General features: G+C 30.9%; 11 protein-coding genes. All 11 read left to right on the top strand.

From position 1 onward, the window contains the following. The first annotated feature begins 40 nt into the window (after window positions 1–40). The 11 genes from pyrH to infB all read left to right on the top strand — a co-directional run bounded on the left by pyrH (window position 41) and on the right by infB (window position 13471). Window positions 41–754: a UMP kinase gene (pyrH, locus tag RBU61_RS07915; RefSeq protein WP_308879118.1), complete on the top strand. Its 714-nt coding sequence runs from the start codon at window positions 41–43 to the stop codon at window positions 752–754. A gap of 2 nt (window positions 755–756) precedes the next feature. Then, a complete protein-coding gene (gene frr / locus RBU61_RS07910; RefSeq protein WP_308879116.1) occupies window positions 757–1314 on the top strand; it encodes a ribosome recycling factor in 558 nt (185 codons plus the stop codon). Window positions 1315–1363: 49 nt separating this feature from the next. After that, window positions 1364–2113: an isoprenyl transferase gene (locus RBU61_RS07905; RefSeq protein ID WP_308879114.1), complete on the top strand. Its 750-nt coding sequence runs from the start codon at window positions 1364–1366 to the stop codon at window positions 2111–2113. Further along, window positions 2114–2890 (top strand): phosphatidate cytidylyltransferase, encoded by a 777-nt coding sequence (locus RBU61_RS07900; RefSeq protein WP_308879111.1) that lies wholly within the window; start codon window positions 2114–2116, stop codon window positions 2888–2890. An 18-nt stretch (window positions 2891–2908) separates the two neighbouring features. Then, window positions 2909–3913, top strand: a complete 1005-nt coding sequence (gene rseP, locus RBU61_RS07895; protein ID WP_308879110.1) for an RIP metalloprotease RseP — start codon at window positions 2909–2911, stop codon at window positions 3911–3913. Window positions 3914–3925: 12 nt separating this feature from the next. Then, entirely contained in the window at window positions 3926–4975 is a 1050-nt protein-coding gene (ispG, locus tag RBU61_RS07890; RefSeq protein WP_308879109.1) for a flavodoxin-dependent (E)-4-hydroxy-3-methylbut-2-enyl-diphosphate synthase, read from the top strand. A 42-nt stretch (window positions 4976–5017) separates the two neighbouring features. Then, the gene (locus RBU61_RS07885; protein WP_308879108.1) at window positions 5018–9289 is read left to right on the top strand and encodes a PolC-type DNA polymerase III; all 4272 of its coding nucleotides are present in this window, start codon (window positions 5018–5020) and stop codon (window positions 9287–9289) included. Between the two features lie 239 nt (window positions 9290–9528). Continuing rightward, a complete protein-coding gene (gene rimP, locus RBU61_RS07880; RefSeq protein WP_308879107.1) occupies window positions 9529–9993 on the top strand; it encodes a ribosome maturation factor RimP in 465 nt (154 codons plus the stop codon). Between the two features lie 14 nt (window positions 9994–10007). Then, window positions 10008–11054, top strand: a complete 1047-nt coding sequence (nusA, locus tag RBU61_RS07875) for a transcription termination factor NusA (RefSeq protein ID WP_308879106.1) — start codon at window positions 10008–10010, stop codon at window positions 11052–11054. 11 nt (window positions 11055–11065) lie between these two features. Beyond that, entirely contained in the window at window positions 11066–11329 is a 264-nt protein-coding gene (rnpM, locus tag RBU61_RS07870) for an RNase P modulator RnpM (RefSeq protein ID WP_308879105.1), read from the top strand. 48 nt (window positions 11330–11377) lie between these two features. Then, window positions 11378–13471 carry a translation initiation factor IF-2 gene (infB, locus tag RBU61_RS07865; protein ID WP_308879104.1) on the top strand — a complete coding sequence of 698 codons (2094 nt, stop codon included), beginning with the start codon at window positions 11378–11380 and terminating at the stop codon, window positions 13469–13471. Window positions 13472–13511 lie beyond the last annotated feature (40 nt).

The raw sequence follows: 13511 nt of genomic DNA, 5'->3' as shown, positions 1-13511 counted from the left end.
CATTTAAATAACAATATACTTAACATTAGGAGTGAGTTTAATGGACCCGATATTTAAAAGGGTAGTCTTAAAAATAAGCGGCGAGGCCTTAGCGGGTCATAAGGGAGCTGGAATTGATATAGATACTATAAACCAGATATCCAAAGAGGTTAAAGAATTGCATAATCTAGGCGTGCAAGTATCTATAGTAGTAGGCGGAGGAAATTTTTGGAGAGGTAGATCAACTGAGGACATGGACAGAACTACTTCTGACTATATAGGTATGTTGGGAACAGTGATGAATTCCCTTGCTTTACAAGATTCTCTTGAGAATATAGGAGTTAATACTAGAGTTCAATCTGCTATAGAGATGAGACAGATTTCTGAACCTTACATAAGAAGAAAAGCTGTTAGACATTTGGAGAAGGGTAGGGTTGTTATTTTTGCTGCGGGAACTGGTAATCCTTATTTTTCAACAGATACTACTGCAGCTTTAAGAGCAGCTGAAATAGAAGCAGAAGTAATACTATTAGCTAAAAAAGGTGTAGATGGTGTATATGACTCAGACCCTAAAATAAATAGTAATGCTAAAAAGTTTGATACTTTAAAATATATAGATATACTAAACCTAGGTCTTGGTATAATGGATTCAACTGCAACTTCTCTATGTATGGATAATAAAATTCCCTTAATTGTATTTGGAATCGATGAACCAAATAATATTATTAATGTTGTTTTAGGTAAAAAAATTGGAACACATGTAAAGGAGGATTAATTATGTATACTAAACTTTACAAAGAAGCTGAAGAAAAAATGAGCAAAACTATTTCAGTGTACAAAGAAGAGTTACAAAGCATTAGGGCAGGAAGAGCAAATCCTGCATTACTTGACAAGATTACAGTAGATTACTACGGACAGATTACACCATTAAAACAGGTAGGAAGTGTTTCTGCTCCAGAACCAAGATTGTTAGTTATTCAGCCTTGGGATGTAAATTTAATTCCTGTAATTGAAAAGGAAATATTAAAATCTGATTTAGGAATAACGCCTACAAATGATGGGAAATTAATAAGATTAGTTATTCCTACTTTAACTGAAGAACGAAGAAAAGATTTAACTAAGGTTGTTAAGAAAAATGGAGAAAATGCTAAAATTGCAATTAGAAACATAAGAAGAGAGTTAAATGAACAGTTAAAGAAAATGGAAAAAAACAAGGAAATTAGCGAAGATGATAAGAAATCAGCAGAGGACGAAATCCAAAAGATAACAGACAAATTCGTTGAAGAACTTGATGTTGTAACAAAGAAAAAAGAAGATGAATTAATGGAAATATAGTGAAAACCCCTTCTAAATAGGAAGGGGTTTTTAGTAATGAGGTGATATTATGGCAGATATAAGTCAGCCTATAGAGAAATTAAAGAGTCAAATTGATATGGAAAACCTTCCTAAACATATTGCAATAATCATGGATGGAAATGGCAGATGGGCAAAGAAAAGATTTTTACCGAGAAATTTTGGACATCAGGAAGGAATGGAAAGGGTAATTGAAATTGTTAGTGCCGCTTCTACTTTAGGAATAAAATATTTATCTCTTTATGCTTTTTCCACTGAAAACTGGAAAAGACCTATGGAAGAAGTGCAAGGGTTGATGAAAATTTTAGTTCAATACATAATGCGAGAATTAGATAAATTGCATGAAAATAATGTTAAAGTGCAAATTATGGGTGATATTAGTAAACTACCTGAATTTGCAAGAAAGGAAGTAATGAAGACCATAGAAAAAACATCTCAAAATACTGGTATGATTTTAAATATTGGTCTAAATTATGGTGGTAGAGACGAAATTATATTTGGAATTAAAAATCTTTTAAATGATATAGAAATGGGTAAAATAAATATAGAAGATTTAAACTCAAAGAATTTTTCCGATTATCTTTATACTAAAGGGCAACCTGATCCAGATTTGCTTATTCGACCAAGCGGAGAATTAAGACTTAGTAATTTTATGTTATATCAAATAGCATATACAGAATTTTGGTTGTCTGACGTTCTGTGGCCAGATTTTACAGAAAAACATTTAATGTTATCAATTATCGATTATCAAAAGAGAAATAGAAGATTTGGAGGAATATAAGTGAAAGATTTAAGCAAGAGATTTTTTAGCGGCTTAATAGGTTTAATCCTATTGATTTTAGTTGTTTCAAAAGGTGGATATTTATTATCTTTTGCTGTTTACATAGTTTCAACCATTGGTTTAAGAGAGTTATATAAAGCCTTAGAAAAAATCGATATTAAGCCTATATATGCTGTAGGCTATTTAGGGGTAGTTGGATTGTTTATAAATGCCATATTGCTAAATAAATATTTGGGTCTTATATTTACTTTAATTATTATTACATTGCTTATATTAGTTATTACAAATAAGGATATATCCATAAAAGATATATCTGCAACTTTTTTAGGAATATTATATATTCCATTCTTAATGTTTCATATTGTATATTTAAATAATACTAAATATATCTGGCTAATTTTCATTATAGCCTTTGGAACAGATACCTTTGCATATGTTGCAGGAAATTTATTTGGAAAAACAAAATTATGTCCTAAAATTAGTCCCAATAAAACGGTGGAAGGCTCCATAGGCGGAATAATTGGAAGTACTGTTTTATCAATTATATATTCTATATATTTTGGTTTAACTCCTATATGGAAGCTAATTTTACTTGCTATAATTTGTTCAATAATAGCACAGCTAGGTGATTTAGTTGCTTCAAGGATAAAGAGACTATGTGGAATTAAAGATTATGGATTTATTATGCCAGGTCATGGTGGGGTATTGGATAGATTTGATAGTATAATATTTACAGCTCCTGTAATATACTATTATATTAGTATCTTTTTAATTTAATATATAGGCGGTGGTTAAATGTTAACGGCAATATCAGCCATATTTGTTTTTTTAGTAGTAATATTAGTACATGAATTTGGTCATTTCGCTGTGGCCAAAATGGTAGGTATTAAAGTAAATGAGTTTTCCATAGGTATGGGACCAAAGTTGATACAGAAGAAAAAAGGAGAAACAGAATATACATTGAGAGCTTTACCTATTGGTGGATATGTAAGAATGGAAGGTGAAGATGAAGAGTCTAATGATCCTAGGGGATTTAATAAAGTACCTGCATTATCAAGGATAGCAGTTGTAGTAGCTGGAGCTATTATGAACTTTATTCTTGCAATTGTAATACTTTCTATTGTCTCCTATGGGCAAGGTACTCCTACCAATATTATCGAAAACACAATAGTAAATTCCCCAGCAGAAAAAAGTGGTTTATTATCAGGAGATATAATTACTAAAATAAATAATAAATCTACCCTAACTTGGGAGAGTGTTGTAGATTCCATAAACTCATCTGATCCAAATCAAGCGATGGAAATAGAAATACAAAGGGATAATGAAACTAAAATAATAGAACTCAAGCCTACTGTGGAAGATGATAGAACTATAATAGGTATAGCTCCTAAATCAGAAAAATCCATAGGTTCTGCAATAAAAGGCGGGTTTGAAAAGACAGCTATGTTTTTGAAACTCATGTTTACTACTGTAAGCATGATCTTTAAAGGTGAAGTTGGACTTAAACAGTTTTCAGGTCCCGTAGGTGTAATACATGAGGTGGGAGCTGCTGCGAAGCAAGGAATTAATAATCTATTATATTTTCTAGGTTTCATTAGTATTAACCTAGGCTTCTTTAACCTATTGCCAATACCAGCTTTAGATGGTAGTAGAGTAGTGTTCTTGTTAATAGAATTAGTTAGAGGTAAACCTATAAACCCACAAAAAGAAGGCTTCATACATTTCGTTGGATTTGTTTTATTAATATCTTTAATGTTACTAGTGACTTATGGAGATATAATTAAATTTAATATTTTTTAATAGGTGATGAAAATGAATAGAAAAAAAACTAAAGTGATAAAGGTTGGAGATGTATTGATTGGAGGAGATAATCCTATTTCCATTCAATCCATGACAAATACCTTAACAAAAGACATAGATTCTACTGTAGACCAAATCAAGAAGTTAGAAAATGCTGGCTGTGACATTATTAGATCTGCTATTACAGATTTAGAAGATGCCAAAGCCATAGTAGAAATAAAAAAACAAATCAATATTCCTATAATTGCAGATATTCAATATGATTATAAATTAGCATTGGAATCCATAAAATATGGAGTTGATGGTCTTAGATTAAATCCAGGTAATATTGGTTCATTAGATAAAGTTAAAGAAGTAGTAAAAGCTTGTAAAGAAAAAGATATATCCATAAGGGTAGGAGTAAATGCAGGTTCACTTAAACAGGAGTTTTTGGATAAATATCATGGAGTAAATGAAGATTCAATGGTTTACAGTGCATTGGAGCAAATAAGATTATTAGAAGATATGGATTTTTATGATATAAAGATTTCACTAAAGGCAAGCAATGTTCCTCTTACTATTAGAGCTTATGAAAAGATGTCCAATATAGTAGACTATCCTCTACATTTAGGAATTACCGAGGCAGGTCCATTATGGAGAGGGACTATTAAATCTTCTGTTGGAATAGGTACATTATTATCTATGGGTATAGGTGATACAGTAAGAATTTCTTTAACAGGAGATCCTGTTGAAGAAGTAAGAGTAGGTAGGGAAATCCTTAAATCACTTAACTTATTAAATGAAGGTTTGGAAATTATTTCTTGTCCCACATGTGGCAGAACTAATATAGACTTAATCAATATAGTAGAAGAGGCAGAAAAGAGACTTGAAGGAATTGATAAACATATAAAGGTTGCCATAATGGGATGTGCTGTAAATGGGCCTGGTGAAGCTAGAGAGGCAGATATAGGAATAGCTGGCGGTAAAGGTGAAGGATTGATATTTAGAAAAGGTGAAATAATAAAAAAAGTTAAAGAAGAAGAATTATTAAATGAACTATTGAGGGAAATAGAAAAACTGTAATACTAAAATATCCCAATAAGGAGAAGGGGGTATGTTATATAAATGAAGAAAAAGATATGTATATCTGAATTAATAAAAAAAGATGAATTAGATGAAAAAGAACTCATGGATATAGCTATTAACAAAGTCCAAGTAATAAAACCTTCTATGAATATAATTATTTATATGGAATCTTCCGACCTTATCAATAATAATGCACTTTATAAACTGGAAAATATATTTAGTAAAAAGTTTACCGATTTTAATACTATATTAAAACTTAAATATAATATTACAGGCAGCATTATGGATAAGATAAAATTTTATGAAGAAAATCTTTTAGAAATTATAAAAAAAGAAATTCAATCTAGTAGTTCATGGATTGAGGATTTAAAATGGGAGATCAGAGATGACTCCCTTATAATTTGTCCACCAAATAAAATGGCTCATTACTCCATAGAAAAAAGTGGATTAATAGAAGATATAAAGATGAAACTTAAAGAGGAGTTAGATTTAGATTTGTCTATTAAAGTCTCAGATAATGATTTTGCAGAAGAAAAAGACTTTATGGATACAATAATTGCAGAAGAAAAAGAAATGGCAATTAATATAGTTAATAGTACTGTTGAATCTTCCAAGAACAATTCCACTAGCAAAGAAGTAACTGTTTCTAATAAATACTATATATATGGTAAGCAAATAAAAGATGTACCTGTAAAGATAAAGACTATAAATATGCAGACAGGGTCTTGTGTTATAGAAGGTCAAATTTTTCATATTGAAAGTAGAGATATAAGAAATAATAAAACTTTAGTTACTTTTCACATATCAGATTTAACAGATTCTATTGCTGCAAAAGTATTTTTATCGGAAGAACATTCTGGAGATTTTCTTGCTAATATAAATAATGAATCCTATGTAAGAGTAGCTGGAGATGTTATCTTCGACAATTACTCTAGGAGTATAGTTATAATGTTAAAATCTCTTAATAAGATTGTGAAGGAAGAAAGAAAGGAATTTTCCGAAGAAAAGAGAGTAGAACTACATCTTCATACTCAAATGAGTTCAATGGATGGAATTTCTCCTTTAAAGAAAATTGCTGCCCGTGCTAAGGAGTGGGGCCATAAGGCATTGGCCATAACCGATCATGGAATAGTTCAAGGATTTCCAGAGGCTATGAATTTAAGTAAGTCTTTAGGAATAAAGATGATTTATGGTATGGAAGGTTATTTAATAAATGATAAAAAAGGAATAGTAACCAACTATGATAAAAATAAGGAATACTCCACATATATAGTATTTGATATAGAAACTACGGGTTTATCTCCTATAAATGATATGATAACTGAAATTGGTGCTGTTAAAATTATAAATGGTGAAGTTACAGATACTTATAGTCAGTTAATAAATCCTGAAAGACCTATACCAGAATTCATTACAAATCTTACTGGGATTACAGACGAAATGGTAAGAGATAAACCAACCATAGGAGAAATAATTACTGATTTTAAAAACTTTATTGGAGAAGATGTTTTAGTTGCTCATAATGCATCTTTTGATATTGGATTTATTAGAGAGAAAATGAAGATATATAATCTGGAATTAAACAATCCAGTATTGGATACATTGGAGTTATCTAGGGCAGTTTTTCCTTCTTTAAGAAGTCATAAGCTAAATATTATTGCTAAACATTTAGATATAAGCTTACTTAACCATCATAGGGCTGTAGATGATGCTACTGCTACAGCAGAAATATTTCTTAAGATTTTAAATATGTTGGAAGAAAGAAATGTAAAAAGTTTTGATCAAATAAATGGGCTAGGTTCCAATAAGGATATATCTAAAGAGGAAACATTTCACATAATAATACTTGCTAAAAACTTAATTGGACTTAAAAACTTATACAAGCTAGTTTCTGAATCTCATATAAATTATTTTCATAGAAGACCTAGAATCCCAAAATCTCTTATAGAAGCCAATAGAGATGGATTAATAATAGGAAGTGCCTGTGAAGCAGGAGAATTATATAAGGCGATAATAAAGAACAGAAGTAATAATGAAATAAGAGATATTGTAAAGTTTTATGATTATCTAGAAATTCAACCTATAGAAAATAATATGTATTTAGTTAGAGAGGGAATTCTAAAAGATGAAGAGCAACTAAGAGATATAAATAGAAGGATATACAAATTAGGTAAAGAAAATAATAAACCTGTAGTTGCTACAGGAGATGTCCACTTTTTAGATCCTGAAGATGAAATATATAGAAGAATAATAATGTCAGGACAAAAATTTCAAGATGCCGATATTCAGCCACCATTATATTTTAAATCAACTGATGAAATGTTAGATGAATTTTCATATTTAGGAAGGGATGTTGCAAAAGAGGTAGTCATAGACAATACGAACTTAATAAATGATATGGTAGAAGAATTACTCCCTATACCTGAAGGAACTTATCCACCAATTATAGATGGTGCAGAGGAGGAACTAAGAAAGATTACCTATGAAAAAGCAATAGAAGTATATGGAGAACCTTTACCAGATATTGTAGAGAAAAGACTAGAGAGAGAATTAGGCTCTATAATTAAAAATGGATATGCAGTTATGTATATAATTGCTCAAAAGCTTGTTTGGAAATCATTAGAAGATGGATATTTAGTTGGTTCTAGAGGATCTGTAGGTTCTTCTTTTGTAGCTACTATGAGTGGGATTACAGAAGTAAATCCATTGGCTCCTCATTATGTATGTCCAAAATGTAAATATAATGAGTTCTTTGATGATGGTTCCGTAGCTTCAGGTGCCGACCTTCCGGATAAAATATGTCCAAAATGTGATACTGAATTAAATAAAGATGGACAGTATATTCCCTTTGAGGTTTTTCTAGGATTTGAAGGAGATAAAGAACCAGATATTGACTTAAACTTTGCTGGAGAATATCAAGCTGTGGCACATAAATACACAGAGGAATTATTTGGAGAAGGATATGTGTTTAGAGCAGGAACCATTGGAACCATAGCGGATAAAACAGCCTATGGATTTGTTAAAAAGTACTTTGAAGAAAGAGATACAAACGTTAACCCAATTGAGACTAACAGGCTAGTTCAAGGCTGCACAGGAATAAAAAGAACTTCAGGACAACATCCTGGTGGGGTAATGATTGTTCCAAAGTATAAAGATATTTTAGACTTTACACCAATACAGTATCCAGCTGATGATAAAAAGTCGGGAGTAATAACTACTCACTTTGACTATAATGCAATTAGTGGAAGAATACTAAAACTTGATATTCTAGGACATGATGTTCCTACTATTATAAGGATGCTTGAGGATATTACTGGAGTAGATCCTACTAAAATACCTTTAGATGAACCTAAGACAATGAAGCTATTTACTAGTACAGAGCCCTTGGGAATAACTAAGGAAGATATAAATTGTGAAGTAGGTACTTTAGGCATTCCAGAATTTGGTACTAAGTTTGTAAGACAAATGCTCATTGAGACTCAACCTAAAACTTTTTCAGAGCTAGTAAGGATCAGTGGTCTATCTCATGGAACAGATGTATGGATAAATAATGCTCAAGATCTTGTTAAGAATAATGTTGCTTCCCTTAGTAAAGTAATCTCTACAAGGGAAGATATTATGTTAAATTTAATTAACTGGGGGATGGATAACAAGAAATCCTTTAAAATAATGGAAAAAGTAAGAAAGGGAAAAGGTTTAACTCAAGAAGAAGAAGACCAAATGAGAGAGCTAAAAGTTCCTGAATGGTATATAGATTCTTGTAAAAAGATAAAATATATGTTCCCTAAGGCTCATGCTGCTGCATATGTTATGATGTCTTTTAGGATAGCATATTTTAAAGTTTATTATCCTGAAGCATTTTATGCAACTTATTTTACTATTAAAGCCAGTGATTTTGATGCAGATTTAGTTATAAAAGGTAGAGAAACGGTTAAGACTAAGATTGAGGAACTAGAAAAACTAGGTAATGATATGACCGCAAAAGAAAAAAATCTATTAACTGTTTTAGAAGTTGTATTAGAAATGTATGCTAGAGGTTATAAGATTCAAAATGTTGATCTTTATAAATCAGATAGCGATAGATTTGCTATTGATGAGAATGGAATTTTGCCACCACTTAAAAGTTTAGAAGGATTAGGAGAAAACGTTGCCAGAAAGATTGTAGAAGAGAGAAATATTTCTAAGTTTATTTCTAGGGAAGATTTAATTAATCGTGGTAAAGTAAGCAAACCTGTTTTAGAAGTTTTAAACAACCATGGTTGCTTGGGAGATTTGCCATTGAGTAATCAAATAAGTCTTTTTAATATTTGATTTTTCCTTAAAGTGTGATATAATTAATTTGGCAAAAGTAAATTTTTTTTCTGGTGAAGAGTGGGCTATCCCACTCTTGATTTTTTATAAAGAATAGGAAAATTCTACTTTTTAAACTTTACAAAGGGAACTTGATTTGACCCTAATAAGTTTCAACAAAAGCTACATTTACTATCTAATATAAGCTTTTGACATTTGTAGTTTTTAAATTAAGCTAAATATCTATGGAGGTGAATAAATTGAACAAAAAAGGTATTTTAGGAGTTATTAAGGAAATATGTGAGCCACTAGCAGAAGAATTAGGCTATGAATTGGTGGATATAGAGTTCGTAAAAGAAGGTGCAAGTCACTTTCTTAGAATATATTTAGATAAACCAGGCGGAATAAACTTAGATGATTGTCAAAAAATGAGTCAATTAGTAAGTGAAAGATTAGATGAACAAGACCCAATTAAAGTAGCTTATTATTTAGAGGTATCATCTCCAGGATTAGATAGACCTTTAAAAACTGATAAAGACTTAAAAAGAAACTTGGGAAAAGATGTGGAAATCAAGTTATATGAAGCTTTAGAAGGCAAAAAAGTAATAGAAGGAACTTTAGACAATTATAATGAAGGTTTAATTATATTAAAAACAGAAACTAATACTACTATAGAGATACCTAGAGAATTAGTCGCTGTAATTAAATTAGCTGTTAAATTTTAAGGGAGGTTTAATGAATGAATGGAGATTTTATCAATGCTCTTCGTGAAATTCAGAAGGAAAAAGGCATTTCCGAAGAGATAATATTTGATGCCCTTGAGTCTGCACTAATCTCTAGTTATAAGAAAAACTTTGGTGCGTCACAGAATGTCGAAGTAGAAATGGATAGAACTACTGGAAAAGTAAAAGTAATAGCTTTAAAAGAAGTAGTAGAAGAAATAGATAATGAATATTTAGAAATAAGTCTAGATGAAGCAAAACAAATAGACGATAAATTCCAAATTGGAGACTTTGTTAAAATAGAAATTACACCTAAGGATTTCGGTAGGATAGCTGCTCAAACTGCTAAACAAGTAGTCATACAAAGAATAAGAGATGCAGAAAGAGACGTTATCTTTGATGAATTTATAAATAGAGAAAATGAAATAATTACTGGACAGGTGCAAAGAATTAGTAAAAATAATGTATATATAGATTTAGGAAAAACCGAAGGAGTATTACCACCTGTAGAACAAATAGATGGTGAAGAATATAATCAAGGTGATAGATTAAAACTACTTATATTAGAAGTTAAGAAAACCACAAAAGGACCTCAAATAATATTATCTAGATCACATCCTAATTTAGTTAAACGATTATTTGAGTTGGAAGTTCCAGAGATAGATGATGGTATAGTAGAAATATTCTCAATCTCAAGAGAAGCAGGCTCTAGAACTAAAATTGCAGTTTTCTCTAAGGATCCTAACGTAGACCCGCTAGGTTCATGTGTTGGATTTAAAGGCAGCAGAGTAAAAGTAATAGTAGATGAATTAAAGGGCGAGAAAATTGATATTGTAATATGGAGTAAAGATATAGGAGAATTTATAGCAAATAGTTTAAGTCCATCTAAGGTGGTAGATGTAATAGCTAATGAAAAGGAAAAATCTGCCATTGTAGTTGTACCAGATTATCAACTTTCTTTGGCCATAGGAAAAGAAGGTCAAAATGCTAGACTAGCAGCTAAACTAACAAACTGGAAAATAGATATTAAATCAGAATCCCAATATAAGGAAGAATGTGAATAAGAGGTGATTATTTGAAAAAGAAAAAGATTCCTCTAAGAAAATGTATTGCTTGTGCTCAAGGTAAAACTAAAAAAGAATTAATAAGGGTAGTAAGAAATAACGAGCAAGAAGTTGTTGTTGATCCAACAGGAAAAACAAATGGTCGAGGAGCATATATTTGTTCTAATATCGAATGTATTGAAATTGCACAAAAAGGAAACAAATTGTCTAGAGCTTTAGAGGTAGAAGTATCAAATAATATATATGAAGATTTGAAAAACATGGTTAAATCTTAATTAGAAACCAGAGATATCACCTTCAAAGATAATAGGGGGGTATATAATATGAAAAAAGTTAGAGTATATGAATTAGCTAGGGAATTAGGAATTAGCAGCAAAGATTTAATTGAAAAAATTATAGATTTAGAAATACCAGTAGGTAATCATATGAGTACCTTAGAAAATGAAGAAGCAGACATAATAAAGTCACTATTAGTCGGGGAAGAAGTGCAAAATTCTCCTGCTGAACAAGAGGAAATTGAAGATGAAGATATAGATACTGAATATATCAAAAGTAACAAAAGCAAAAATAATAAAAAGCAGAAAAATAATAAACATAATGAAAAGAATAATAGTATAGAGAAAGAAAATACTATAATTAGTAAAGAAAGGAATGAGGTTGTTATAGAAATAGGAAATGATATAATCGTAAAAGATTTAGCAGACAAAATAGGAGTTAGTTCTTCCCAAGTTATTTCCAAACTAATAGGTCTAGGAGTAATGGTTAATCAGAATCAATCTATAGATTCAGATATAGCAATAATAGTTGCAGAAGAATTTGGTGTCCAACTTACAATACAAGATACTGTAGAGGAAAGTATTGAATCCTTAGAGGAAAAATATAGTTTGGATTATGAAGATGATCCTAAAGACTTAAAAACTAGAGCACCTATAGTAACTGTAATGGGTCATGTTGACCACGGTAAGACATCTTTATTAGATGCTATTAAAGAAACCAGTGTTACTAAATCTGAAGCAGGTGGAATTACTCAGCATATAGGAGCTTATGCTGTTAATATTAATAATAAAAAGATATGTTTTTTAGATACTCCAGGCCATGAGGCTTTTACATCTATGCGTGCTAGGGGAGCACAGGTAACAGATATTGCAATATTAGTAGTTGCAGCTGATGATGGAGTTATGCCACAAACCATTGAAGCTATAAATCACGCAAAGGCTGCCAATGTTCCTATAATTGTGGCTATTAATAAAATGGATAAACCTACTGCAAATGTAGATAGGATAAAACAAGAACTAGTTGAAAATGCTTTAGTTCCTGAAGACTGGGGTGGAGAAACTATTACAGTACCAGTATCAGCTAAGAATCGTGAAGGAATAGAAGATATATTAGAAATGATTTTACTTGTTGCAGAAATGCAGGAATTAAAAGCAAACCCAAATAGAAATGCTGTAGGAACAATAGTAGAGGCTCAACTTGATAAGGGTAAAGGACCTTTAGCAACTGTATTAGTTCAAAAAGGAACATTACAAGTAGGAGATATGGTGGTTTCTGGTTCTTCCTTTGGTAGAGTTAGAGCTATGCTTGATGATAAAGGAAAAAGAGTTAAAAAAGCAGGCCCATCTACGCCAGTAGTTGTTTTAGGATTATCTGAAGTTCCAAATGCAGGAGAACTACTATATGCAGTAGATGACGAGAAAACTGCTAGGACTATAGGTGAGAAAAACAAGGAAAATACAAGAGCAGAACAAATGAGATCAGATCAGAAAATATCACTAGATGATTTATTTGAAAGAATAAAGCTTGGTGAAATTAAAGATTTAAATATTATTATAAAAGGTGATGTAAGAGGATCTATTGAAGCTTTAAAACAATCACTTGAAAAACTTAGTACAGAAGAAGTTAAGACTAATATTATACATGGTGGTGTAGGTGGAATTACTGAGTCTGATATAATGTTAGCTTCAGCATCTAATGCCATAGTTGTAGGATTTAATGTTAGACCAAATTTAAATGCTATTGAAGTAGCTAAGAGGGAAAAAGTTGATATTAGAACTTATAGAGTAATCTATGAAGCCATAGAAGATATTCAATCAGCAATTAAGGGTATGCATGCACCAAAAATAGTTGAAGAAGTAATAGGAAGAACTGAAGTAAGGGCTACCTTTAGATTACCTAATGGAAATACCATAGCTGGTATATATGTATTAGATGGTAAAGTAACTAGAAACTCAAAAATAAGACTTCTAAGAGATGATATTGTTATATTTGAAGGAAATGTTTCATCATTAAAAAGATTTAAAGATGATGTTAGAGAAGTCTTATCTGGATATGAAGGCGGGCTAGGGTTAGAAAATTATAATGATATTAAAGATGGAGACCTACTAGAATCATATATTCTTAAAGAAGTTCAGAAATAGATATAGTATTAAAAAGGGCAAAAGAAATGGAGAAATAGAG

The sequence above is a fragment of the Tissierella sp. MB52-C2 genome (genome assembly GCF_030931715.1).
GTDB lineage: Bacteria > Bacillota > Clostridia > Tissierellales > Tissierellaceae > Tissierella.
Note: the sequence above shows the minus strand (reverse complement) of the source record. Positions and strands in the feature narration are given on the sequence as shown.

Bases quoted from the DNA above. Each gene is read 5' to 3' on its own strand.
- pyrH (WP_308879118.1), top strand. From the start codon at position 41: ATGGACCCGATATTTAAAAGGGTAGTCTTAAAAATAAGCGGCGAGGCC.
- infB (WP_308879104.1), top strand. From the start codon at position 11,378: ATGAAAAAAGTTAGAGTATATGAATTAGCTAGGGAATTAGGAATTAGC.
- nusA (WP_308879106.1), top strand. From the start codon at position 10,008: ATGAATGGAGATTTTATCAATGCTCTTCGTGAAATTCAGAAGGAAAAA.
- rseP (WP_308879110.1), top strand. From the start codon at position 2,909: ATGTTAACGGCAATATCAGCCATATTTGTTTTTTTAGTAGTAATATTA.
- RBU61_RS07885 (WP_308879108.1), top strand. From the start codon at position 5,018: ATGAAGAAAAAGATATGTATATCTGAATTAATAAAAAAAGATGAATTA.
- RBU61_RS07905 (WP_308879114.1), top strand. From the start codon at position 1,364: ATGGCAGATATAAGTCAGCCTATAGAGAAATTAAAGAGTCAAATTGAT.
- frr (WP_308879116.1), top strand. From the start codon at position 757: ATGTATACTAAACTTTACAAAGAAGCTGAAGAAAAAATGAGCAAAACT.
- ispG (WP_308879109.1), top strand. From the start codon at position 3,926: ATGAATAGAAAAAAAACTAAAGTGATAAAGGTTGGAGATGTATTGATT.